Source organism: Neglectibacter sp. X4 (assembly GCF_009917365.1).
Taxonomy (GTDB): Bacteria; Bacillota; Clostridia; order Oscillospirales; family Acutalibacteraceae; genus Acutalibacter.
The window spans coordinates 15,039-38,661 of the sequence record NZ_QWLE01000031.1; the positions used below are offsets into that span (position 1 = coordinate 15,039).

At 55.8% G+C, this 23,623-nt stretch carries 28 protein-coding genes; 9 read left to right on the forward strand and 19 right to left on the reverse strand.

Going from position 1 to position 23,623, the window contains the following annotated elements; translation table 11 throughout:
• Positions 1-150 precede the first annotated feature (150 nt).
• The 11 genes from D1841_RS11035 to D1841_RS11085 all read right to left on the reverse strand — a co-directional run bounded on the left by D1841_RS11035 (position 151) and on the right by D1841_RS11085 (position 12,268).
• Positions 151-2,682 (reverse strand): AMP-binding protein, encoded by a 2,532-nt coding sequence (locus D1841_RS11035; RefSeq protein WP_160643109.1) that lies wholly within the window; start codon positions 2,680-2,682, stop codon positions 151-153.
• A 73-nt stretch (positions 2,683-2,755) separates the two neighbouring features.
• Entirely contained in the window at positions 2,756-3,727 is a 972-nt protein-coding gene (locus D1841_RS19850) for a type II CAAX prenyl endopeptidase Rce1 family protein (protein ID WP_160643108.1), read from the reverse strand.
• A gap of 17 nt (positions 3,728-3,744) precedes the next feature.
• Positions 3,745-5,022, reverse strand: a complete 1,278-nt coding sequence (purD, locus tag D1841_RS11045; RefSeq protein ID WP_160643107.1) for a phosphoribosylamine--glycine ligase — start codon at positions 5,020-5,022, stop codon at positions 3,745-3,747.
• Positions 5,023-5,219: 197 nt separating this feature from the next.
• Positions 5,220-5,903, reverse strand: a complete 684-nt coding sequence (locus tag D1841_RS11050) for an HAD family hydrolase (RefSeq protein ID WP_160643106.1) — start codon at positions 5,901-5,903, stop codon at positions 5,220-5,222.
• Between the two features lie 124 nt (positions 5,904-6,027).
• Entirely contained in the window at positions 6,028-7,206 is a 1,179-nt protein-coding gene (locus tag D1841_RS11055) for a phosphoribosylaminoimidazolecarboxamide formyltransferase (RefSeq protein ID WP_160643105.1), read from the reverse strand.
• A gap of 298 nt (positions 7,207-7,504) precedes the next feature.
• On the reverse strand, positions 7,505-8,230 hold the full coding sequence (locus D1841_RS11060) for an IMP cyclohydrolase (RefSeq protein ID WP_160643104.1): 726 nt from the start codon (positions 8,228-8,230) through the stop codon (positions 7,505-7,507).
• A gap of 3 nt (positions 8,231-8,233) precedes the next feature.
• On the reverse strand, positions 8,234-8,878 hold the full coding sequence (purN, locus tag D1841_RS11065) for a phosphoribosylglycinamide formyltransferase (RefSeq protein WP_160643103.1): 645 nt from the start codon (positions 8,876-8,878) through the stop codon (positions 8,234-8,236).
• Positions 8,872-9,912, reverse strand: coding sequence for a phosphoribosylformylglycinamidine cyclo-ligase (gene purM / locus D1841_RS11070; protein WP_160643102.1), 1,041 nt, complete (start codon positions 9,910-9,912; stop codon positions 8,872-8,874). The genes purN and purM overlap by 7 nt, the downstream gene beginning before the upstream one ends.
• A gap of 142 nt (positions 9,913-10,054) precedes the next feature.
• Positions 10,055-10,804, reverse strand: coding sequence for a hypothetical protein (locus tag D1841_RS11075; RefSeq protein ID WP_160643101.1), 750 nt, complete (start codon positions 10,802-10,804; stop codon positions 10,055-10,057).
• A complete protein-coding gene (locus D1841_RS11080; RefSeq protein WP_160643100.1) occupies positions 10,801-11,613 on the reverse strand; it encodes an amidohydrolase family protein in 813 nt (270 codons plus the stop codon). The genes D1841_RS11075 and D1841_RS11080 overlap by 4 nt, the downstream gene beginning before the upstream one ends.
• Positions 11,606-12,268: an epoxyqueuosine reductase QueH gene (locus tag D1841_RS11085; protein ID WP_347563984.1), complete on the reverse strand. Its 663-nt coding sequence runs from the start codon at positions 12,266-12,268 to the stop codon at positions 11,606-11,608. The genes D1841_RS11080 and D1841_RS11085 overlap by 8 nt, the downstream gene beginning before the upstream one ends.
• Positions 12,269-12,728: 460 nt before the next feature.
• On the opposite strand from D1841_RS11085, the gene D1841_RS11090 reads away from it, so the two are divergent.
• Positions 12,729-13,211 (forward strand): divergent PAP2 family protein, encoded by a 483-nt coding sequence (locus D1841_RS11090; protein ID WP_160643099.1) that lies wholly within the window; start codon positions 12,729-12,731, stop codon positions 13,209-13,211.
• Between the two features lie 62 nt (positions 13,212-13,273).
• Here the strand turns inward: D1841_RS11090 and D1841_RS11095 are convergent, their stop codons facing one another.
• The 3 genes from D1841_RS11095 to D1841_RS11105 all read right to left on the reverse strand — a co-directional run bounded on the left by D1841_RS11095 (position 13,274) and on the right by D1841_RS11105 (position 15,705).
• Positions 13,274-13,717: a GNAT family N-acetyltransferase gene (locus tag D1841_RS11095; RefSeq protein WP_160643098.1), complete on the reverse strand. Its 444-nt coding sequence runs from the start codon at positions 13,715-13,717 to the stop codon at positions 13,274-13,276.
• Positions 13,718-13,881: 164 nt separating this feature from the next.
• Positions 13,882-14,826, reverse strand: coding sequence for a transketolase family protein (locus D1841_RS11100; RefSeq protein ID WP_160643097.1), 945 nt, complete (start codon positions 14,824-14,826; stop codon positions 13,882-13,884).
• A gap of 33 nt (positions 14,827-14,859) precedes the next feature.
• Positions 14,860-15,705, reverse strand: coding sequence for a transketolase (locus D1841_RS11105; protein ID WP_160643096.1), 846 nt, complete (start codon positions 15,703-15,705; stop codon positions 14,860-14,862).
• Positions 15,706-16,030: 325 nt separating this feature from the next.
• Between D1841_RS11105 and D1841_RS11110 the strand changes: the two genes are divergently transcribed.
• Complete coding sequence (locus D1841_RS11110; protein ID WP_160643095.1) at positions 16,031-16,396, forward strand: MmcQ/YjbR family DNA-binding protein; 366 nt, start codon at positions 16,031-16,033, stop codon at positions 16,394-16,396.
• Positions 16,393-16,857 (forward strand): hypothetical protein, encoded by a 465-nt coding sequence (locus D1841_RS11115; RefSeq protein ID WP_160643094.1) that lies wholly within the window; start codon positions 16,393-16,395, stop codon positions 16,855-16,857. The genes D1841_RS11110 and D1841_RS11115 overlap by 4 nt, the downstream gene beginning before the upstream one ends.
• Before the next feature lie 74 nt (positions 16,858-16,931).
• Here D1841_RS11115 and D1841_RS11120 read toward each other — a convergent pair whose 3' ends face one another.
• Positions 16,932-17,165 (reverse strand): helix-turn-helix transcriptional regulator, encoded by a 234-nt coding sequence (locus tag D1841_RS11120; protein WP_161879996.1) that lies wholly within the window; start codon positions 17,163-17,165, stop codon positions 16,932-16,934.
• 422 nt (positions 17,166-17,587) lie between these two features.
• Here D1841_RS11120 and D1841_RS11125 point away from each other — a divergent pair, with 422 nt between their 5' ends.
• On the forward strand, positions 17,588-17,794 hold the full coding sequence (locus D1841_RS11125) for a CopG family transcriptional regulator (protein WP_160643092.1): 207 nt from the start codon (positions 17,588-17,590) through the stop codon (positions 17,792-17,794).
• A 198-nt stretch (positions 17,795-17,992) separates the two neighbouring features.
• Here D1841_RS11125 and D1841_RS11130 read toward each other — a convergent pair whose 3' ends face one another.
• A complete protein-coding gene (locus D1841_RS11130; RefSeq protein ID WP_237076302.1) occupies positions 17,993-18,256 on the reverse strand; it encodes a hypothetical protein in 264 nt (87 codons plus the stop codon).
• Positions 18,257-18,534: 278 nt separating this feature from the next.
• On the opposite strand from D1841_RS11130, the gene D1841_RS11135 reads away from it, so the two are divergent.
• From D1841_RS11135 to D1841_RS11150, 4 genes are all read left to right on the forward strand, one after another.
• Complete coding sequence (locus D1841_RS11135; RefSeq protein ID WP_237076301.1) at positions 18,535-18,882, forward strand: DUF5720 family protein; 348 nt, start codon at positions 18,535-18,537, stop codon at positions 18,880-18,882.
• 113 nt (positions 18,883-18,995) lie between these two features.
• Complete coding sequence (locus tag D1841_RS11140; protein ID WP_347563983.1) at positions 18,996-19,703, forward strand: thioester domain-containing protein; 708 nt, start codon at positions 18,996-18,998, stop codon at positions 19,701-19,703.
• A 27-nt stretch (positions 19,704-19,730) separates the two neighbouring features.
• Entirely contained in the window at positions 19,731-20,498 is a 768-nt protein-coding gene (locus tag D1841_RS11145) for an FAD-dependent thymidylate synthase (protein ID WP_160643123.1), read from the forward strand.
• Positions 20,495-20,908, forward strand: coding sequence for a dUTP diphosphatase (locus D1841_RS11150; protein ID WP_160643091.1), 414 nt, complete (start codon positions 20,495-20,497; stop codon positions 20,906-20,908). Before D1841_RS11145 ends, D1841_RS11150 begins: the two co-directional genes overlap by 4 nt.
• 132 nt (positions 20,909-21,040) lie before the next feature.
• Here D1841_RS11150 and D1841_RS11155 read toward each other — a convergent pair whose 3' ends face one another.
• The 3 genes from D1841_RS11155 to D1841_RS11165 all read right to left on the reverse strand — a co-directional run bounded on the left by D1841_RS11155 (position 21,041) and on the right by D1841_RS11165 (position 22,019).
• Positions 21,041-21,307, reverse strand: a complete 267-nt coding sequence (locus D1841_RS11155) for a type II toxin-antitoxin system mRNA interferase toxin, RelE/StbE family (RefSeq protein ID WP_160643090.1) — start codon at positions 21,305-21,307, stop codon at positions 21,041-21,043.
• The gene (locus D1841_RS11160) at positions 21,307-21,567 is read right to left on the reverse strand and encodes an AbrB/MazE/SpoVT family DNA-binding domain-containing protein (RefSeq protein ID WP_016289147.1); all 261 of its coding nucleotides are present in this window, start codon (positions 21,565-21,567) and stop codon (positions 21,307-21,309) included. Before D1841_RS11160 ends, D1841_RS11155 begins: the two co-directional genes overlap by 1 nt.
• Before the next feature lie 137 nt (positions 21,568-21,704).
• Positions 21,705-22,019: a helix-turn-helix domain-containing protein gene (locus tag D1841_RS11165; protein ID WP_016289146.1), complete on the reverse strand. Its 315-nt coding sequence runs from the start codon at positions 22,017-22,019 to the stop codon at positions 21,705-21,707.
• 134 nt (positions 22,020-22,153) lie between these two features.
• Here D1841_RS11165 and D1841_RS11170 point away from each other — a divergent pair, with 134 nt between their 5' ends.
• Positions 22,154-23,491, forward strand: coding sequence for an ABC transporter permease (locus tag D1841_RS11170; protein ID WP_160643089.1), 1,338 nt, complete (start codon positions 22,154-22,156; stop codon positions 23,489-23,491).
• Positions 23,492-23,623 lie beyond the last annotated feature (132 nt).

Genomic DNA, 23,623 nt, shown 5'->3' on the forward strand with positions numbered 1-23,623 from the left:
AAAGGAGTGTGAAATATTTATAACTCTCCATACCGCCGCTTTTTATCCAGAAATGAATTCCCGCATAAAGCACCAGGCGCACGTCCGGCAGGGGCGGCGGAAAGCCGCTGCCCGCCTAACAAGGCGCACTGACAGGCCGGGCTGGGCCGCCTATGCCGTTACAATAGACTCCGCCTTTTCCAGCCGCAGGCGCTGCACCGCCTCTTCCCGCATCTTATACTTCAGGATTTTCCCTGCCGCGTTCATGGGGAAGCTGTCTACAAACTGCACATACCGGGGCACCTTGTGCTTTGCCATGTGGGTGAGCACAAAGTCTTTTATCTCCTCCTGAGAGCTTTCCTCCCCTTCCTTCAGCACCACGCAGGCCATGATTTCCTCGCCGTACTGTTCGTCCGGCACGCCGATCACCTGCACGTCCTTCACCTTGGGATGGGTATAGATAAAGTCCTCAATCTCCTTGGGATAGATGTTCTCGCCGCCCCGGATAATCATATCCTTAATGCGGCCTGTTATCTTATAGTTGCCCTCCGGGGTGCGGCGGGCAAGATCCCCTGTGTGGAGCCAGCCGTCCCGGTCAATGGCGGCGGCGGTGGCCTCGGGCATTTTGTAATAGCCCTTCATAATGTTATAGCCCTTTGCCACAAACTCGCCGTCCACATTATCGGGCAAGTCCTCCCCTGTTTCCGGATCCACAATCTTGCACTGCACCCCGAACATGTCCCCGCCTACAGTGTTCACCCGGGTTTCCAAGGAATCGGTGGTCTTGCTCATGGTGCAGCCGGGGGAAGCCTCGGTCTGCCCATAGGTGATGCAGATTTCACTCATGTGCATTTTTTCCACTACATCCTGCATAACCTTCACCGGGCAGGGAGAGCCTGCCATAATGCCTGTGCGCATGTGGGAGAAATCTGTTTTTGCAAAGTCCGGGTGTTCCAGCATGGCGATGAACATGGTGGGCACCCCGTGGAAGGCGGTTATCTGCTCCTGGTTAATGCAGTGCAGGCCCTTGCGGGGAGAGAAGGCGGTGATAGGGCTCATGGTGGAGCCATGGGTCATGGAGGCTGTCATGGCCAGCACCATGCCAAAGCAGTGGAACATGGGCACCTGGATCATCATGCGGTCAGCGGTGGACAGATCCATGCAGTCGCCAATGGCCTTGCCGTTGTTCACCACATTGTAATGGGTGAGCATAACCCCCTTGGGGAAGCCTGTGGTGCCGCTGGTGTACTGCATGTTGCACACGTCATCCTTGTGAATCCGGCTGCGGCGCACCTCCACCTCTGTGGGCGGGATGGAATCTCCCAGGCCGATGGCGTGCTCCCAGGTGTAGCAGCCAGGCTGCTTGCTGTCGATGGTGATGATATTGCGCAGCACAGGCAGCTTTTTGCTGTGAAGCTTGCCGGGCAGGCAGCGGGTAAGCTCCGGGCAAAGCTCCTTCATAATGCCTACATAGTCGGAATCCTTGAAGCCGTCGATCATCACCAGGGTGTGGGTGTCGGACTGGCGCAGCAGGTACTCTGCCTCGTGGATTTTATAGGCTGTGTTCACCGTCACCAGCACCGCGCCGATTTTCGTGGCAGCCCAGAAGGTGATGTACCACTGAGGCACGTTTGTGGCCCAAATGGCCACGTGATCCCCCTTCTTCACCCCCATGGCGATAAGCGCCCGGGCAAACTGATCCACGTCGTCCCGGAATTCGGAATAGGTGCGGGTATAGTCCAGCTCTGTGTAGCGGAAAGCATACTGGTCGGGGAACTCCTGCACCATGCGGTCCAGCACGTCCGGGAAGGTTTCGTCAATCAGCGTCTCCTTGGGCCAGACATATTTGCCGGTGCGGGCGCGGTTATCCTGCAGCTCCACCCGCTTCCGGGACACAGAGGCAAAGTAATCGTGCATAAAATTGGCAAACTGGGGGAACACCACGCCTGCGTCGGACAGGTGCCCGGCCCAGCGCTTCACCCATTCCAGGGAGATGTAGCCGTCATAGCCGATACCGCGGAGGGCGTCGAACATTTCCGGCAGAGGCAGGTCGCCCTCTCCCATCATGCGGTACTGGGCTTCCCCGCCCTCCATCACGCTGTCCTTTACATGGACATATTTAATGTACTCCCCCAGGTTCCCCACAGTTTCCGCCGGGGATTCCCCCCTGTAGCGGAAGGGGTGGTGCATGTCCCACAGGGCCTGGACAGAGGGCATGTTCACCTGATCCAAAAGGGCTTTCAGGCGTTTGGTATCCGCATACACGCCGTTTGTCTCCACCAGCAGGGTGACCCCAAAGCCCTGGGCAATGGTGCCTAAAAGCCGCAGGCAGGAGGCCACAAAGCTGTCGTCCACCTCGTCCTCAGCCTGGGGGTGCAGATCGCCCAAAACCCGGATATAGGGGGTGCCCAGCTTCTTTGCCAGCACCACATACTGGGTGATTTCCGAGATGTTTTTATCGTAGTCCTTTTTATATTTCAGGCTGCACCCGGAAGCAAGGCAGGGCACCTCCAGCCCCAGGGAGCGGAGCTTTTCAATAGTGCTGGGCAGGCGTGCGTCCGTAAAAGGCCGGGCGTTCACCGCGAAAATGTCCTCTCCCAGGCCCCGCACCTCAATGCCGTCAAAGCCCAAGTCTTTTGCCATGGAATAGATGTCTGTCCAGGAAAAATCCGGACAGGCAAGTGTGGAAAAACTAATCTTCATTGCAGCCACCATGCGGTACAGAATATGCACCGTTCCTCTCTATAATATAGTATATATGGGGGTAAGGGGTCGTTCAGCCTTTGGCCAGCCCCGTTGCCGGCAGGGTTTTCTGCTTTTTAGCCCTTTGGGCATACAGCTTCCCAGCCCTGTCCATCCGCCGGATGCGCAGCAGGAACAGCGCCCCGAACAGCAGAAGCCCCAAGCAGCCAAACACCCCGTAAAGCCCCGGTCCGGTCAGCAGGCCCACTTCCCCTTTGGCAAAGTATATCCCTGCCGCCGCCATGGCGGTTACGCCGCTGCGGGAAAGGGCGGCGGGCAGGATGCTTCCGGTGCGCAGGGTCATATAGGACAGGGACAGGCCCAGCAGGAAGTAAAACAAAAGCCCGGTAAGAAGCCCCAGGACAGGGAAGCCCTCATAAGCCCTGCCGTAAAAATACCCGTCAAAAAACAGGGGGGCATACCACAGCGCCCACACCCCGGAGCAGGCCAAAGCCGCTTTCATCGGGGCGTTTTTACCGAACAGCTCCTGGGCCTTGGGCAAAAGGTATCCCTGGAAGCCCAGCAGTTCCGCCGCTGACAGCAGGATGTTGGCAAAAGGCCCTGCCAGCACCCCCATGCCCAGCAGGGAGCTGAACATGCCGGAAGCCTGCTTCCGGGTCATGCCGCCCTCTACCAGCCCCGCGATAAAGGTTTCCCCTTGGGGATCGTACTGCTGGGGGTGCATGGTGAAAAACAGCAGCCCCGCCACCAGCGCCAGGGCTGTAGGGAACACATAGCCAAAGCCATAGGTGAGGAAATTCCCCTTAAAGTGGGGGGCCAGGCCCCACAGCTCCGGGTCAAAACCATAGCCCTCCTGCTTGCGGCAGATGAACATGGCAGCAAGGGGGGCCAGACTGCCCAGCACCAGCACAATGTCAAAATTCGCGTCTCCATACCGCTGGCCGCAGCCCCAGGCTGTGAAATATCCTCCCCAGGCCACCCCAAAGGTTATGGCTAAAAACAGGCCCGGCTTCCGCAGAAGCTTTTGCCTTTCCGACTCCCCCACGTTCCTTTCCCCCTCTCTTAAAGCTTCCGCCTGCCAATGTCCCTGCGGTACATAGCGCCTTCAAAATTCACCATGTCCACAGCCCGGTAAGCCGTTTCCAGAGCCTCCTCCAGGGTATCCCCCAAAGCGGTGAGGCCCAGCACCCTGCCGCCGTTTGTGTAAAACTTCCCGTTTTCCCTTTTGGTGCCCGCGTGGTATACTGTCACCTCCGGCATGGCGGCAATCTGCCCTTTTTCGTCCAGCCCGGCAATCTCCAGGCCCTTGGGATAGCTGCCGGGATACCCGCCGCTTGCCAGGATGACACAGGCGCTGGCCTTTTCGCTCCACTTGATTTCCAGCTCTCCCAGGCGCTCCTGGGCCACAGCGGTGATAATCTCCGCCAAATCTGTCTCAAGCCTTGGCAGCACCACCTGGGCTTCCGGATCCCCAAAGCGGGAATTGTATTCAATCACCTTAGGGCCGTCCGGCGTGAGCATCAGGCCGAAATACAGGCAGCCTTTGAATTTGCGGCCTTCGGCGTTCATGGCCTGCATGGTGGGCAGGAAAATTTCCCCCATGCAGCGTTGTTCCGCCTCTTTTGTGTAGGCGGGGTTGGGGCTGATGGTGCCCATGCCCCCGGTGTTAGGGCCTTTGTCCCCGTCATAGGCCTGCTTGTGATCCATGGAGGAGGCCATGGGGCAGAGGGTTTTCCCATCTGTAAAGGCCAGCACAGTCACCTCCGGCCCGGTGAGGAACTCCTCCACCACCACCCGGCTGCCGCTGTCCCCAAAAATCTTCTCCTCCATCATAGACTGCAGGGCTTCTTCCGCTTCCTGTTCGTTCTGCGCAATCACAACGCCCTTGCCCAAAGCCAGGCCGTCCGCCTTGATGACAACGGGATATTTCCCCTGCTCCCGGATGTACTCCAGCGCCGCGCTCTGTTCCGTAAACACCTCATAGGCCGCCGTAGGTATCCCGTACTTCTTCATCAGGTTTTTGGAAAACACCTTGCTGCTCTCAATCTCCGCCGCCTTGGCGTTAGGCCCGAAGCAGGGGAAGCCCGCCGCTTCCAAAAAGTCTGTCATGCCCGCGGCCAGGGGATCGTCCGGGGCCACAAAGATAAAATCCGCCTTGTGCTCTTTCGCAAAGGCCAGCACGCCCTCCTTGTCCATGGCCCCCACCGGCCCGCAGGCGGCGTCGCAGGCGATGCCGCCGTTGCCCGGCACGCAGTAAAGCTTTCCTGCCTTTGGGCTTTCCTTCAGCTTGCGCACAATGGCGTGCTCCCGCCCGCCGCTGCCGATTACCAGAATATCCATTGTCCAGGCCCCTTTCCAATTTTTGCACAGTAATTTTTTTGTTCCGCTGCGATTTTTATGCGTTTTCACGCATTGACTTGCTAAAGCCTTCTGCCCCGGAAGGGGGCCTGCCTAAAAGACAGGCCCTTTTAAGGCCGCAGGACTCTGTCCCGCACCCTGCAAGCCTTTTTGAAAAAAGGCTTGACCTAAAAACCGGGTTACAAAATTTTCGGGATTTCCTCCAGGCTTTGCACCGTATAGTCCGCGCCGCTGTGAGGGACACCGGGCTTTGTTATGTGTATGGCCCCCCACCCGGCATTTTTTGCCCCCTGGATGTCGGCAACAGGGTTGTCCCCCACCATCCAGATGCGGGCCGGGAAGTTCGCCGCCTCCTCCGCCCTGCGGAAAATGCGGGTGTCAGGCTTGCACACCCCCGCTGTGCCGGAATTTACCACCCCGGCAAAGTAATGCCGTAGCTTCAGCCTGTCAAGCAGCCCTTCCCATTCCGGGAAATTGTTGGTGAGGATGTAGTTTTTGTATCCCTTAAAGGCACAGGCCATCAAGGCCCCCGGCGCTTCCGGGCGCACCCGATACAGCCTTTCATCCTGCACAACCTCCCGCACCCGCCCCGCGGCCTCCTCCACCAGGAGGGACGGCACGCCCTGGGCCTCATAGGCTTCTGCGAATTTTGCTGTTAAGCACTCCCAGAACGCCTCTCCAGTCAGGGTCTGGTCGCCATCCGGGTGCCAGGGAAACCCGTTTGCCAAAAAGGGCCGCAGCTTGTCCTCAATCACGCCGTATTTCGAGGCGGATTCCCCCAGCGCCAGCACCAGGCACCTGCGCCAAGTGGGCTGTCCGTCTGTCAGCGTCCCGTCAAAGTCCCAGAAAATAGCTTTCCGCATCCCACACCCCTTTTCCCTCAGCCGCTCCGGAAGCCCGTTCCTGCACGCCCACAAGCGTATGCCCACCCCTGCCCCGCAGCGGGCAAAGCCAGCTCCCCGCGTCCCGGGTCCAGCGTCACGCTGGTTAGTGGTGGAACAGGCGGATGCCTGTGAAAGCCATAGCCATGCCGTATTTGTCGCAGGTGGCAATGACGTTGTCATCCCGGATGGATCCGCCGGGCTGGGCAATAAACTCCACGCCGGATTTACGGGCGCGCTCGATATTGTCCCCAAAGGGGAAGAAGGCATCGCTGCCTAAGGCCACGCCGCTCATGGTGTCCAGCCAAGCCCGGCGCTCTTCCCGGGTGAAAGCCTCCGGCTTCTCGGTGAAGAAATTCTCCCACTGGCCGTCTGCCAGCACGTCCATATACTCGTCGCCAATGTATACGTCAATGGTGTTGTCCCGGTCTGCCCGGCGGATGCCCTCTTTAAAGGGCAGGGAAAGCACCTTGGGGCACTGGCGCAGATACCAGTTGTCCGCCTTATTGCCTGCAAGGCGGGTGCAGTGTACCCGGCTCTGCTGGCCCGCGCCCACGCCAATGGCCTGTCCGTTCTTCACATAGCACACCGAGTTGGACTGGGTATATTTCAGGGTGATAAGGGAGACAATCAGATCCCGCTTGGCCTCCGCTGTGAGGGTTTTGTTCTGGGTGGGCAGGTTTTCAAGGAGGCTTTCGTCAATTTTCAGCTCGTTGCGGCCCTGCTCAAAGGTGATGCCAAACACGTCCTTGTGCTCGGTGGGGGCCGGGGTGTAGGCAGGGTCTATCTGCACTACATTATAGCCGCCTTTGCGCTTTTTCTTTAAAATCTCCAGCGCTTCCTCCGTGTAGCCGGGAGCGATCACGCCGTCGGAAACCTCCCGGGCCAGCAGCCTGGCTGTAGAGGCGTCGCAGGTGTCGGAGAGGGCGGCCCAGTCGCCATAGGAGGACATGCGGTCTGCCCCTCTGGCGGCGGCATAGGCGCTGGCAATGGGGGAAAGCTCCAGATCGTCTACAAAATAAATCTTTTTCAGGGTGTCGGAAAGGGGCGCATACACAGCGGCCCCGGCAGGGCTTACATGCTTGAAGGAAGCGGCTGCGGGCAGGCCGGTAGCCGCTTTCAGTTCCTTTACAAGCTGCCAGCTATTGAAAGCGTCCAGAAAATTGATGTAGCCCGGCTTGCCGTTTAAAACCTGTACGGGCAGTTCCCCGCCGTCCTTCATAAAGATGCGGGAGGGCTTCTGGTTGGGGTTGCAGCCATATTTTAACAACATTTCGTTTGCCATCTAACGCACAACCTTTCTGCAAAAAGAAAATTAGTTTTCGGGTCAAACCCTTTTCCAAAAGGGTTTGCAGGGTTTGGGACAGAGTCCCAAGGTCTTGCCCTTCCAGCAGCGCGAAACGCTGGAAGGGTAGAGGGGACGTGCCAGCGGCACGTTCACTCGCAGGGGAACCAGCGTAAGTGTTCCCCTGGAGGATTTTGCAAAGCAAAAGCCTGTGGCCGGAAAGAGCTTGAGAGAACCGCCCCGCAAGGGGTGCTCTCAAGGCGGGCATCAGCCCGCCCCAGGATATTGCGCCATTATATCACTGGTTCTTGTTCACAATCCGCGTTTCCATAGCGCCGCTTTCCAAATCTATAAAGCGCACAAACAGGGAAACCTTGTTGTCCTCATTGAGGCTTTCCCACAGGCCCTGTGTGAACCCGTCAATTTCGCTGGGGATTTCCACCGGAGTGGGTTCTCCCGCAAAGGAGGGCACCGGATCGCCATCCCCTTCATAGGTGTGGATGAAATGGCCCAGGCCGGGCTTTGCCTCATAGGAGAAGAACTGCCGCTGGGCAAAGTCCCCGTCGCCGTCTGTGCTCTTTAAAATGGACAGCCAGTAGTTGCCCTTGTCCTTTAAGTCGATAATGCCGGAAATCCGGGGGGTGAGGATGGGGGGATCCGGCTCAAAGGTGCGGGTAAGCAGGGCGCGGACAAAACAGCCAGGGGCCGCGCAGTCCGGGTGCTTCTGAATCCTGTCGTAGATGGTGTCGGTCTGGTCGCCGTTTGTCACAATCATGCCGCCGTCGAACATGCGCACGGGGAAATAAATCACCAGGGAGGGATCGGAAAGCAGGGCGGGATCAAAGGCCTGGGTGCGCATATCGTCCCCCTCTGCCACGAACACCCGGTTGCGGGAGTTCACGCTGCGGCCCATAATGAAATAGGCTGTAACGGCGCATTTGCCGTCCCCGCTTTTGCCGATGACAATCCCCCTGCCGGGATAGGAATTGCCCCGCAGTTCTTCATAAATGCTGACTGGCTTCATCTGTCATTCCCCTTTCTTCTGTTCCGCTAAGATGTTCACTTTCCCGTCTTTGACCTGTAACCTGCCCTCGCAGAACAGGCTGACGGCCTGGGGCAGAAGCACCCATTCCGCTTCCTCCATCACACGGCGCTGGAGGGTTTCCGGGGTGTCCCCGTCTTTTACCTCCACCGCCTTTTGCAGGATGATAGGCCCGCCGTCGCACACCTCGTTGGCAAAGTGGACAGTGGCCCCGGTCAGTTTGCAGCCCCGGGCCAGCACAGCTTCGTGGACATGCAGGCCATAGAACCCTTTCCCCCCAAAGGCGGGAAGCAGGGCGGGATGCACGTTCATAATGCGGTTTTCATATGCCTTTATGAAATTATCCCCTGTAATGGTTAAAAACCCTGCCAGCACCACCAGATCCACATCCCGGGCCTGCAAGGCATGGATAAGGGCTTCGCTGTAGCTTTCCACGTCGGGATAGTCCCTGCGGCACAGGACAATGGCCTCTATGCCCGCCCTTTTGGCCCGCTCCAGAGCAAAGGCGTCTGCCCGGCTGGCAACCACCACCCGGATAGCGCCGTTTTTAATTTCCCCGGCCTGCTGTGCGTCAATCAGCTTTTGCAGGTTGGTGCCGCCGCCGGACACCAGCACGCCTATGTTCAGCACAGCACAACCCCCTTCTCCCCAGATACCACCTGGCCGATAATCTCCGCCTGCTCCCCGGCGCCCCGCAAAGCTTCCAGGGCCTTTTGGGCCGTGTCTTTGGATACAGCCAGGCACAGGCCAATGCCCATGTTAAAGGTGTTATACATGTCCCGCTCCGGGATGCCGCCTGTTTTGGCGATTAAATCGAAAATGGGCAGAGAGGGCAGGGCCGCCTTTTCCACCCTGGCGGTAAGCCCCTCCTTCATCATGCGGGGGATGTTTTCATAGAAGCCGCCGCCGGTAATGTGGGACACAGCCTTCACGTCCGCCGCCTCTATGGCTGCCAGCAGGGGCTTTACATAGATGCGGGTGGGGGTCAGCAGCGCCTCTCCCAGGGTGCTGCCCAGCTCGTCCATGTGTTTTTCCACAACCGCCCCTTCGTCCCCTATGCCGAACACCCGGCGCACCAGGGAAAAGCCGTTGGAATGCACGCCGGAGGAGCGCACCCCGATAAGCGCGTCCCCGGCCTGGAGCCTGCTGCCGTCTATGACCTTTTCTTTATCCACCAGGCCTACGGTGAAGCCCGCCAGGTCGTAATCGTCCTCCGCCATCATGCCGGGGTGCTCGGCAGTTTCCCCGCCGATAAGGGCGCAGCCAGCCTGTACGCAGCCTTCCGCAACCCCCGCCACAATCCGGGCGATTTTCTCCGGGAAGTTCCTGCCGCAGGCGATGTAATCCAGGAAGAACAAAGGCTTTGCGCCGCAGCACACCACGTCGTTGACGCACATGGCCACCGCGTCGATGCCAATGGTGTCGTGCTTGTCCATAAGCATAGCGATTTTCAGCTTGGTGCCCACGCCGTCTGTGCCGGACACCAGCACCGGCTCTTTCATGCCCTGCACCGGCGGGGCAAACAGCCCCCCAAAGCCGCCAATCCCTGAAACCACACCGGGAATCATAGTGCGGGCCACGTGCTTTTTCATCAACTCCACCGATTCATACCCCGCGGTCACGTCCACGCCCGCGGCCTTGTAGCTGTCGCTGTAGCTTTCCATAGCGCTGCCTCCTTCTTTTTCCTCAGGTTTCCCTGCCAGTCCCACATTTTCTCGTTTCCATGGCCTGTCTGCGGCTATTGTACCATATTTGTCCTGCCCCGTCAATTGACACACTATACAGAGCAGGGCCTGTGCCGGAGTTTTAGGACGCCCCGCCAGCCTTATAGAGGTAAGCCCGGCCCTTTTTCCCCGCCAGCTCCACAGCCCCCACTGTGCGCAGCACATTTAAGGCGGCCTGGGCCTTCTGCCGGGAAAGCTTTGCGGGGCGGGTGAAATCCTGCACGGTAAACTCTCCGGGAAGCCCTGGGGGCAAAAGCCCGCTGTAATCCGCCGGGCGCTCCAGCCATAAAGCGTCCAGCAGCCGGATGGGCATACGCTCAAAGCACACTGTGCGCTTACGGCCCACCTTGATTTCCGGGCGCTCCAGCCGGAATTCCTCTGTTTCTAAAAGCAGCACGCAGAACCGCAGCCCCTCCCGGCCCAGAAGCGGCTTTATGCGGTACAGCTCCGGCAGGATTTCGCAAAACCCGGGGCGCTTAGGGCTTTTCCGGCGTGTCCCGGCTGTGCCGTCCTCCTGCACCCTGACAAGCCATTTCACCGCCGGGACCGGGTATACCACCGTCACCGGGGCGGCTTGGAGGAAATAATCCAGCTTGTCCCGCAGGCGGTCAAAGCCCCGGGTCTGGATTTCCACAATGCCCTCCGGCCCAAAAACGTCTGCCACATACGGTCCCACCCGCACCTCCCGGCTCTCTGGTTCCGGCCCGAAAAAGCGCTTGAGCACCGCGTGCTGGGTCTTTTCCCCCAGGGTGCCAATGCCTGCCCGCAGCCGTTCTTCCCCCATTTCCTCCCGGCAGGCCTGGAGGAAGGCAGACTGGCTCAGCTCCATCATGCAAGCCCGAAAAGCCTGGCGAAATTGCCATAGAGGATGGCCCGGTTTTCTTCCTCAGAAAGCCCCAGCCGGAAAAAACGCTCCAGCTCCTCCTTGGGATTCCACATGGGGAAGTCTGTGCCAAACATGGTGTGATCCGCCCCGAAATGCCGGATGCTCTCCAGGGCCTTTTCCGGCTCCACCAGGAAGAGGGAGCTGGAAGTGTCAATATACACGTTGGCGCCCTGCAGTTCCCGGCGGGCTGTGTCCCACTCGCTGTACCCCCCTAAATGGGCGGCAATGCAGGTGAAGCCCGGAATTTTTTCCAGCACCTTCATCAGCCGCCTGGGAGAGGAAAAGTCCATCCGGCTGTCTCCTGTGTGGAACAGCACAGGCAGGCCCCGGCGGGTTGCCTCCTCATATACGGGAAGCATCCGGGGATCGTCTATCTGGAACCGCTGGAAGTCCGGGTGCAGCTTAATGCCCCGAAGACCCAGCCGCTGGATTTCCTCCATTTCCCCCTGGATATCCGCCACATCCTGGTGCCAGGCCCCCAGGCCCACAAACTGGGGATATTTTTCACACTTCTCCGCGATGAACTGGTTGATGGAACGCACCTGCTCCACTTTGGTGGCCACAGAGCACACCAGGAAGCGGTCTATCCCCGCTTCCCCGCCCCGCTCTGCGAGCACATGGGGCAGGCCCACGTTCTGCATGGGGATATGGTAAAAATCCCCCACTGAAGCCGTTGCCTTTTCCGCTATCTTCCCCGGGTATATGTGGGCATGGGCGTCCGCCGCCCTGTACTGTATCCCGTTATGCTCAACCATTCTGCCTCTCCCCTTCCTTTTCCGCGGGCCGGCCGGCGCACATCCTGCTGTAGACGCACCCGCAGTAGTTCTGCCTGTACAGGCCGTATTCCTTGGAGCGCTCTATAGAGCGCTTGTACCCGTCTTTTTTCTTAAAGTCGCTGGGCAGGTGGGCCACCCCGTATTTTTCCCCCAGCTCCTCCCCAATGGCGCCCAGGGCCTGAGCGTTTTTCAGGGGGCTGATGGAAAGGGTGGTGGTGAAATAGTCAAAGCCCTGCTCCTTTGCCAGCTTTGCCGTGTAGGAAAGCCGCAGCCGGAAACAGGCCATGCACCGGGCGCCGCCCTCAGGGGCCTCCCGCAGGCCCTGGGCGGCAGCCTCAAAGGCTTCGTTGTCATAGGCGCAGGGCAGCAGCTTCACCGGGTTTTCCAGGGGCATTTCCGATATCAGCCGCTTCACTTCCTCCAGCCGCTTTTCATATTCTTCCCTTGGCGCGATATTGGGGTTGTAATACACCAGGGAGGTGTCGAAAAACCTGGCGGCATATTCCAGCACGCCGCTTAAGCAGGGGGCGCAGCAGGCGTGCAGCAGCAGCCTGGGCCGCTCTCCCCTTTGGACATGCTTTTCCACCAGCTTTTCCATTTCCCTGGCATAATTTCTCACTGGCTGCGCCATCATAATACCGCCTTTCCGTTTTAGAACCTGTATTCATAATCGAAATTGCCGGATGAGCGAGGATTTTTGGGGCCAATCAAGGCAAATTTCCGCAGACATGCTGGCGCATGGCAAGAAAATTTAACATAGAGTGGCTCCAAAAAGGCCGCTTAGACGGTGGTTACAGGTTGTGAATACAGGTTCTTACAGGACAACAAAAGATTTCAAGTAGAAATTTTATCACATGCGCCCCAGGATTGCAAGACGCCCCTGCCCCGCTGGGAAAAATACGTAAAATTCCCCTTCCGGCAAAGGCTTAAAGCCTTTTTGCGGGAATCTCTCCTCCCGCCGCGATTTCCATATTGACAGGGCAGGCAAAAAAATATATGATACTCTATGAGCAATAAAAAAATCCCTGCGTTTCATAAATTATATCCTGCGGCTGTCTTATTTCCGTAAGAGCCTGCGGACAGGCGGTAAAACCATGAACCTCTCCTTTTTCTTATCCAACCCCCTTATTAATGTAAGCGTTATTTCCTGGCTGGCAGCCCAGCTTTTGAAAACCCTGCTGGACACCATCAAGCACAAGTCTTTCGACCGCCACCGCCTGGCCGGGGCCGGCGGGATGCCCAGCTCCCATTCGGCGGTGACCTGCTCGGTGCTGCTCACCTCCTATTATCTTTACGGCTTCAACCACCCTGTGTTCGCCCTGGCCTTTGTGCTGGCCCTTATCGTCATGTATGACGCAACAGGCGTCCGCTGGGCCGCGGGCCTGCACGCCCGGGCCATCAATCACATTGTGGAATACCTGGAGGCAAGCGACGACGAGGCCAGCAGAAAGGCCCTCCACGACCTTATCCCCCGGCTCAACGAATCCTTGGGGCACCGGGTGCGGGAGGTTATCTGCGGCGCGGCTTTGGGCTTTGGCATTGCTTTTGTTGCCCATTTTCTCCGCACCCCTTCTTAAAAAACAGCTTCAAGCCTATACAAAAGAGGAAGCCTGCGCAGCACGCCGCAGGCCTCCTCTTTTTATAATGATACTCGCTTTTTCAGGTTCAACTGCTTTTTATTGCCGCTGTATCCCAAAGAGCGGTAAAAGGCATGCGCCTCTGTGCGGCCCTCTCCGGATACCAGCCGCACTGCCTCCGCGCCTGTTTCCCTGGCCCAGTCCTCCGCCGCAGTCAGCAGCTTCCTGCCGATTCCCATGCGGCGGCAGGAGGAGGAAACGGCAATGCCCATGATATTTTTCATGTGATCCGCATACAGCACATCATAGTCGTTCAGGTGGACATACCCGGCAACAGTGCCGTCCAGCTCCGCCACAAGGATTTTGTCCTTCCCGCTTTCCAGCAGCATGGCAAGCTTCTCTTTTGTCTTGTCCACAGGGTAGCCATAGCCCATTTCTTCCCGGTTCAGCCGGGCCAGGGCCTGGGCGTCCTCTGCCCGCGCCTCCCGGATGGTGATATCTGCCATAAACCCGCTCCTTCCTGGAGGGATTCCCCCATAAAGGCCCTGCTGCTCCAGCCCCCCGCCCCACGCGCCAGGCTCCGCCTGGCGGCGCGCTTCGCGGGCGGCAAGGCCCCCTTCCCCGGGGGGCCTTGCCCGTGGGGCGGGAGGCCCGGCGGCTTCCGCAAACTTTATTTCCCCAGCACTTTCTTCACAGTGGCTTCAATGTTTTCCGCACTGAGGCCGAACTCCTTGAGCAAATCCACAGCCGGGCCGGAGTGTCCGAACACGTCGTTTACGCCGATTCTGGTGACAGGCACAGGGCACTCCTCGCACAGGCAGGCGCAGACCGCCTCTCCCAAGCCGCCGATAACGCTGTGCTCCTCCACAGTGACAATGCGCCCTGTCTCCTTGGCCGCTTTGATAAGCAGCTCCCTGTCAATGGGCTTGATGGTGTGGATGTCGATGACCCTGGCATGGATGCCGGATGCCTTCAGGGCCTCATGGGCTTTTAGGGCCTCCCCCACCATCAGGCCGGTGGCCACAATTGCAATATCGTCCCCTTCCCGCAGGGTGCGTCCTTTGCCCAGCTCAAAAGGCTCGGCAACATCTTCTGTGCAGCTTTCCACCGCAAGCCTGCCCAGGCGCAGGTAAACCGGGCCTTTATAGGCTGCGGCTGCCTTCACCGCGTCCACCATCTCATAATGGTCGGCAGGGTTGAGCACCACCATGCCGGGGATGGCGCGCATCAGGGCAATATCCTCGCAGCACTGGTGGGTGGCCCCGTCCTCTCCCACAGAAATGCCCGCGTGGGATCCGGCAACCTTCACGTTCAGGTGGGGATACCCCACAGAGTTGCGCACCTGCTCGAAAGCCCTGCCCGCCGCAAACATGGCAAAGGAAGCCGCAAAGGGGATTTTCCCGCAGGCGGCAAGGCCCGCGGCAATGCCTATCATGTTAGACTCCGCTATGCCGCAGTCAATAAACCTCTCTGGGAACTCCTTCTTGAAAATATTGGTTTTGGTGGCCTCTGCCAGATCCGCGTCCAGCACGATAATATCCGGGTTATCCTTCCCCAGCTCCACCAGGGTTTCCCCGAAGCTTTCCCTGGTCGCTTTTTTAACCTTTTCAGCCATTTACACAGCCATCCTTTCTAGTAAAAATCCCAGTTAAAGCGCCCCAAAGGCTTCCAGCCGGCCTTCCACTTCCTTCACAGCGGCCTCATACTCCTCCTTGTTGGGAGCTTTTCCATGCCAGCCCGCCTGGTTTTCCATAAAAGAAACGCCTTTCCCCTTTATGGTTTTGGCGATGATGGCAAAAGGCTTGCCCTTACAGGCTTTGGCGGCCTCCATGGCCTTCTCGATTTCGTCGAAATCGTTGCCGTCGATGGTTATGGTTTCAAAGCCAAAGGCCTCGAACTTCTTGTCTATAGGCTCCGGCCCCGCCACCTCGGCCACAGGCCCGTCTATCTGCAGGCCGTTAAAGTCTACCAGCACGCAGAGGTTGTCCAAGGCGTGGTGCCCGGCGAACATGGCGGCCTCCCACACCTGGCCTTCTTCAATCTCCCCGTCCCCTAAAAGGGTGTACACCCGGTAGGAAGCCTTGTCCATTTTGCCTGCCATAGCCATGCCCACAGCAGCGGAAATCCCCTGGCCCAGGGAGCCGGTGCTCATATCCACGCCGGGGGTGCCCTTCATGTCCGGGTGGCCCTGGAGCATGGCGCCGATGTGGCGCAGCTTCTGCAGCTCGCTTACGTCAAAATACCCCCGCTGGGCAAGGGCGCCGTACCACCCGGGGGCGCAGTGCCCCTTGGAGAGCACGAAGCGATCCCTATCGGGGGACCGGGGGTTCTGGGGGTCGATGCGCATTTCCTGGAAATACAGATAGGTGAAGATTTCAGCCGAGGAAAGGGAGCCCCCCGGATGGCCTGATTTCGCATGGAAAACGCCCTCTAAAATGCACCGGCGCACCTTTTCCGCGGTAATCTGAAGCTCCTTGCGTTTTTGGACATCCATGATTTGCAAAACCGTCCTTTCGCTGTGTTTGAACATATCATAAATTGGGAATGAAAGAGCCTGCTCAGTATCAGAGCGTGTACGGGCAGGGCGGAAACGCGCCGTCAAAACAGGCGCGGGAGGATGCCGAGCGGCTCTCGTGCTTACGGATAAAATTGTATCGTATTCTGCTGAAAAAAGCAAGCGGGATTTTGTATAGTCCTTGTACCTCCCGTGGCTTTTATGTTATACTGTATGTATAGGGCCTGTTTGAAAAATCGCAAACCCGTCTTTTTGCCCCAAACAAGCCCTTGTATGGAAAACACAAAGGCAAGGAGGAAACATTTTGCAGTATCCCTGGCTTTATGACGAGCTTATCCAAAAACCCGGCGCAGTGCAGGATTTCAAGGAGGAATGGCAGTGGACCCGCTTCCAGGTGGGAGGCAAGCTTTTCGCCGCCATCTGCAAGGACGAAACCGGGCAGGACGCCCTGCTCACCCTGAAGCTGGAGCCTCAGGAGGGACGCTTTTTCCGGGAGCAGTATGAGGACATTATCCCTGGCTACTACATGAACAAGGAGCACTGGAACTCCATCAGGCTGGAAGGGTCTGTGCCGGCGGAGCTTATACGGGAGCTGGCGGAGAAATCCTATCGGCTGGTGCTTCATGGCCTGTCAAAGAAAAAGCAGAAGGAGATCCTGGGGGAAGGATGAGAGGGTATCGGCTGGGTTTCGACCCCTGGGCCTTGTGCCTGTTCCTGGCCTTGATGGCCCCAAACTTTTTCTGGTCCGCTGTCCCCGCCCCCTGTGACGTTCTGCGCGGAGAGTCCGCCACCCAGGCCCTGGACTCTTTCGCTTCCCTATGCCAGGTTTTATCGGTAGGGCTTATGTGCCTGCCCCTTTATAAAGGGCAGCGGGAAAAGAGGGCTTTTGGCCCCTGGGCCAAAGCTGCCCTGGGCTGCCTGTGCCTGTATTATCTGGGCTGGGCTTTCTATTACAGGGGCCTTGCTGCCTTTTGGGTTATCCTCCTTCTAACCCTGCCCCCCTGCCTTGCCCTGCTGTCCTATATCCTGCACCGGAAAAATTGGCCCGCCGCCCTGCCCGCTGCCCTTTTCACGGTGTGCCATATCGTGTACGCGGCAGTGAATTTCCTGCTCCCACCAGGGTTTGTTTGAAAAACGAGAACGCTGCCTTTTCCTCTGTTTTCAAAGAAGCCCTAAGCAGGGATGGCAACTGCGTTTTGAAAGCCCTAGCCTTTCCGCCTGCGCCTGGGCTTTACCTGGACAGCTTCATTGAGATACCGCTCCGGAAAAATGAATGCCTCCGCCGGAATATGGTACAGCGACACCAGCACCCGGATTTCCTTCAGGCCCGGCATGGTTTTCCCCGTCTCATAATAGGTGTAAGTGGAACGGTTTATTTGCAGCACCTCCGCCACCTGGCTCTGGGTCAGTTTCTGCGCCGCACGCGCGCTTCTGAGCATCCTTGAAAAGTCTTCCCGAAAGTTTCCCATTTCCTCATCCCTTTCTTTCGTGCATATGTCAGCAGCGTTTCTATCTGTTTTAAAACCCTGTTTATACCATCTATAAAGAGAAAAGACACCGGGTCTTGGGCAAGACCCGGGCTGGTATGCGCTGCAAGCCGATGTGGCAAGATTTCCCGCAGAACAAACAGGATGCAGGTGCTTTTTTGTGGCTATATAGCAGGAAAAGCCAGATAAAAACCCTGAAACCCCTGAATAATATTATAAAATGCCCTTTTGTTTCCCGTCAATAGTAACACGCCAATTCCCATAAAATACCGCGGCAGGAAGCTTTAACAATATCACATATTTTTAACATAAATTATAATATATAAATCACCTTCTTGCAACCATAAAATATGTTTACAAGGAGGTGATTTCCCATGGGAAACCGGGACTTGATTATCAAGCCCAAAAAGGCGAAAGGCGAGGATGGTTACAAAGTTTTTTCCATCCGTATCAGGGAAGAACTGGTAAGCCGGCTGGACACCATTTCAGCCCAGTCCGGTCACAGCCGCAATGAATTGATCGGCATTTTCATTGAATTTGCCTTAAACAGGTGCCATATAGAAGAAAGCGGGAAGAAATAAAAAATAGTAGAATAATCTGCTCACCACGCCGCGAAAAATGAATACCAGAAACGCCGCAAAGCCGCATAAACACTATGTTTTTGCGACTTTGCCCGTTCCTGTGGCTGCGGTATAAAAATCTGTTTTGACGCCCATTTGACGCCCTAACTCGACGGACAGATATAAGCCGCCATAAGAAATAGTAAAAAGATACGCCCGTCAAAGCTCTAAATCAGTGCTTTTTTTCTTTGCCCTGCCCTTTGCTTTTTTCGGCTCGGCTTCCTTTGCTTTCGGCGGGTCTGCTTTCCCTACTGCGTCATGGTATGCGTCAAGCACTTCTTTCTTCCGTTCAAGCCGCACGTCCACATAACGCGCTGTGACTGCTTCAAAGTTCATAGACAGCCCAAGCGATACGCCGATACCCGCAAGCGTATGTCCCAGGACTTCGCCCACTGTGTAGAAGTCGCCTGTCAGTTGGTGCATATTCGTAGCCGCCGTATGCCGTTACGGTATAATAACGACAAACGGAAAAAGCCTTGATTTTCAAGGGGTTTGAGCGTTTGCCGTCATTTATTCAATTCCTTTTCCAAGTTGAAATCTGACGAGAAAAATATCGAAAAAAGGAGGCTGTTTCATTAACGACAAAATTTAATAGCGCCAGCGGTCCGGTGTATTGCCTGGCCGCTGATTGCCGTGGGCGTTTCACTTTTATAGGTGGGCGTCCTTTTTTTGTACTCATTTTCAGGAGAAAGGAGATTCACATGGAACTGAACGAAATGGAAAAGCGCCTGATATTCCAGACGGAGGGCTATGGGAAATCAGATGTCACATATGAGCTGCGCATGTGCCTCCCCTATATACCGGACCCGGTAAGGAGGAAAACGGCGGCGGAGCTTGTGCGAAAGCTGGATGCCATGCCGGAAAAAGACTGCCTGGCTCTTATTCAGGATATTCGGAAAAACTACCGGATTCCGGCAGGGCCTAAGACGATGGGGGAACTACTGGTGGAGGCCAGGCAGAAATCCGGTGCGGAGAAATTGAAGGGGCATGACATCATGGCCCTGGAACGCTTCGACCCGGAAGTAAAGCACATTACCGTAGCGGCCTAGAGCGGCTGCTGGCATTTCTTCTCTGCGCAGTATGCGTCTTTGGGCTGATCCCTACTCAGGCGTTTGCGTTTTCGCCGGGACAGAAAGCAAGCTCCTGGCTGGGCGACCAATATGTGGGGTCTGACGGGCAGCATTATTATGCGCCGGCGCCTTACACCTACCTTGTCTACAATTCTGACGGGACGATGGATGTGCGCGCCAGTTCCGGGGGCAGCGCTTACCGGCATTATATGCTGACAGCTTCGGACGGGAGCAGCCAGCAGGTCTATTGTGTGGAGAGCGGCATTGCCTATAATACTTCTGACAATACCTATACATCGGAAAGCGGTACGAACAGCAATTACTTAAACCTCCTTCCGGCAGAAGCACGCCGGGGCATTACCCTGACGGCGATCTACGGCTGGAAACCCGGCGCTTCCCTCCCTGTGTCCGGCATTAACGAGGACGATTATAAAATGGCGACACAGATCATCCTCTGGGAATACCAGCAGCAGCTCCGCAGCGACCCTTACAGCCGGCACGGGAACGGCCAGGCAAAGGCAGACCAGTATTTCAGCGTGATTGCCGGACGTCCTGCGGAAAAGGCATATAACTGGATTCTTTCGCAGGTCGCCTCCCATTCCACAGTCCCCTCCTTTACTTCCACGAAGAAAAGCGAAGCCCCGGAGCTGGAGCTGAAATGGGACACGGAGAAAAAAGTCTATACCCTGACCGTCACGGACACCAATAACCTGAAAATCAACCTGGAGACCTTGAAGGGCAGCGGCGTTTCCGTCACAAGGAGCGGGAACAAGTACACGTCAACTATCTGTTCTTACTGAAAGCCATTGTAAAGGAGGGACATACCAATCAAACGGATTGAAGTAAAAATATTAAACTGCCAGACGGCCAGGGAGGCCGAGAAAAACATGGTCTTTGCCGCCCGGCTCACCCAGAGGGGACATAAGATCTCCACAATGGACGACCTGATGGCCCTTTATGAAAAATCGTTCAGTGATGATACTGTGGCGGCCATCAGCGCCCTTCCCCACCCGACGGTCCAGAAATTTGCGGTAATTACCATTGCCGTTGTAGGGGCAAGCAGGCGGTTCCTTTCGCAGATCACCCGGCACCAGAACGAAGTAAAGTTTATGAGCGCGTCTTTGCAGTACAGCAATTATGCGGGGCAGGCGGATTTTGCCATACCTTATGAGATTATAACCGCCACGGCTGCGGTCCGGGAACTGTACTTAAAAAGCTGCCACGAAGGCATGGGCTGTTACGAAAAGCTGTGCGCCGAGGGGATCGGCCATGACGCGGCGGGATATGCCACACCCCAGGGACTTCGGAATGTGCTGGTTATCAGCGCCACGCCCTATCAGTGGAAACACATCATCGGCCAGCGGGTATGCCGGCGCAATACGGACGAGACCCGGATCGTGCTCTTAAAAATCTGGCAGGAACTTTATACTTTAAGCCCGGTGCTGTTTGCCCCTGATCTCACAGGCCCTTTCTGCCAACAGGACAAATGCCTGGAGGGGAAAATGACCTGCGGAAACATGCTGAAAGCGGATATGACGCCTGGAGATATTCTGAAAACGGACTATCCGGCGCTTTTGGAAGGAGGCGGCGCATGATGATCAAACTGATCGACTTTGGCGTGCCGAAGGATCGCCGCCCTTTCCGTCCGCATGGGAACGATGCCGGCGCGGATGTCTACATGCCCTATGACTGTACGTTACAGCCGGGGGAGATCGCAAAGGTCCCTCTTGGGTTTGGGATTGAAGTGCCGGACGGATATGCGGGCTATGTGTTTCCACGCACCAGCATGGCGGTAAAAGGGCTGGTCTGTGAGCTGCCGCCGGTGGATTCCGGCTACCGCGGGGAGATTCACGCGATCATCAGTAATGTAAGCAGCCAGACCCAGGAGCTTTCCAAAGGCTCCCGCGTGGGCCAGCTTGTAATTACTCCGGTTGTGATCGCAGATTTTGTTACAGAACTTGGCGAGCAGCGCGGCACAGATGGGTTTGGAAGTACAGGAAAATAAAAAAGTGACATTCCGGGAGTGATTCTTGGTTTATCGCCGGTAGTGGGATTGGGCATATCAGGAGGATTGCAGGATAAAATAAAAGAAAGGCAGCAAAAAGCAGTACGCCGTCATAGCGTACCGCCCCGCTGCTTAAAATTGCCTTAATATGTCGTGATGCCCTACGTCTACCAGGATAATCATTTTATCGCCTTCATAATACCAGATAATGCGGATGTCCATGTTGACGCTGCACTCGAAAAGGTCCGTGGTGCCCTGGATGCGTTTGGTCCGCAGCGACGGATGGGAAGGATTTTCAGCCAGAAGTTCCAGCTTGTTTTTAAGCTGCTTCTTCTCCTGGGCGACCAGACCCTTGAAATGCTTTTGGAAACGGGGCGTAAAGGTAAACTCATACGCCATTATTCTGCCTCCAGTCTGTCAAACAGGGCGTCCACGCTGTCAAAGACCGGCTGTTCCCCGGATGCGATTTTTGCTTTTACCCCGTCAATTTCTTCCCGGAGCTCATTCAGGGTGTTCTTTGGATAGACCACCACCGGCATGATGCAGATGGAACCGTCTTTCTCGAAAATGTCCAGTTTGTCGCCTTCTGACAGGCCGAGCTTGACAATGATTTCTCTTGGTATCGTGACCTGGGCTTTTTGGCGTAATTCTGCCAGCATAGAATCATCTCCTTTTTAAGTTTGAAAGTTAGAGGTTCTTACTTTCTTACTTATAGTATATCCACTTTGGGGGATTTATGCAAGGGGGCACGAAAAAAATTTACAGAATAGTAAAAGCGGCCAACACCCTGGCCGCCTTAGCGCTTGCTGTTCAGTTCTTTCATAATGCCGAGGATATAACCCATTGACCGGGAATCCAGTTTTTTTGCCTCTGCGATAAATTCCTTTAAGGCTTGCGGGGCCGGGTTCCCTTCGTCAAAAAATTCCTGGGGCGTCACTCCCAGATATTCACAGATGTAAAGGAAGGACTGCATGGAGGGAAGGGACTTTTTATTTTCAATGTTGTTAATGTAGTTATTTGCCTGTCCCAATGACAAGGACATATCGCGTGCAGACACGCCTTTCTGTGTCCGCAGCTTTGCCAGCCGTTCCGGGACGAAATCTTCATACATCGCCTCTGCCTCCTATTCTGTAATAGATTGTACCTTACACCCTTCCCTTATTCGCAAAATAAAAAAGGGTGTTTACATTGAAACGCTAAAATGAATCTATTATAATTTCGAAAGTGAAGAATACTAACTATTGGATGGAGGAAAAGACAGATGAAAGGAAAGACATGCTGTGTCACCGGGCACAGGGATTTACCGCAGAAAGAAATCAACCATGTAAGCTGTCCAGAAGAATGACGCCCGCAGCCTTGGCAAAAATCAATTTCGCCCGGAATCACAAAAAGGTTGCTTTAACCCTGGCGAGTTTGGGGTTCACCGGGATTTTCCTCATGTGCGCATCTACGATTTTGACATCTGCTGATCCTGTGGACATTGCAAGGCAGAATTTCCTCGGCGGTTATGAAATGAAAATCTCCTTAAATTTAGAAGGCAATGATTCAACGGTTACGGATGCCGAAGCATTTGACCGGGTGCAGCGTAACAATCCGCTGAACGATGAATTGAAGGCGCAGTTGCTTGACAATCCGCAAATAGAATCCGTGACGGCCTTGCAGAGCTGCACCGCAAGCGTCTACCTTCCCGGCAATACCAATGTGGAAGGGATTCCTTACTTTGATGTGGTCGGCCTTTCAAAAGAGTTTTTGGAACAACACCAGGACACACTCCTGACTGGCAGTATGAATTATGAGGAATTGGTCGCTCAAAACGGAATTTTAATGGATGATAGCTCTGGAATGGTAGCCAAATTCGGAAAATATAACGCCGCCGTAGGTGATGTCATAGAGATTGAAACGGACACGGGGGAAAAGGTCAAGTTTACCGTCATGGGATTGATAGACCTGAATCTCCGGGAATATGCGGGTTTTTATCTCTATATACCACAGGAATTGCTGTCTGTGATCAGACCTAACACCACCAATTTTAATTCGCAATATTTGCTCGACATAGACTTAGAACAACTCTCTGAGGCGGAAGATTTTGTCTATCAATTGTGTGGAGATAATCAAGCTCTTGGGATTCAAGGCATGGAAAGCGCAATATCCTTTTGCAAAGAAACACTGAAATTATGGCAGACACCCCTCTACGCCCTGGTGATTTTCATCGGTCTGTTCGCGTTGATTAACCTGATTAACACCCTGATGACCAACCTGATTTCCCGCCAGCAGGAGTTTGGCGTGATGCAGTCCATTGGCCTGTCTGGCAAGCAGCTCACAAAAATGCTGCGGGTGGAAAGTGTTTACTATGTGGCGGGAGCAATGGCGATCACCCTGACGCTGGGAACAGCGGCGGCTTATGCGTCCTGTCAGATGTTCAGTCAGGTAGGGATATTGGGAACACTGAACTATACATTCCCTGTCCTGCATATCGCCATCTTCTTTGCGGCGCTCTGTGCAATCGCGGCGGTCTATTCTGTTTTGGCGATTCGCTATTGCAGAAAGCAATCGCTGGTAGACCGCATCAAGACAATGGAATAAGGCTTCTCACTCTGGCCGGAGCGGGCTTTACTGTTCCGGCTGTTTTTTTAAATATCTATAAATGAGCAAATATAGAAATTTGCACAAAACTACCCTACCAATTTCAAAACAGCTTCAAGTGACGCACCATTT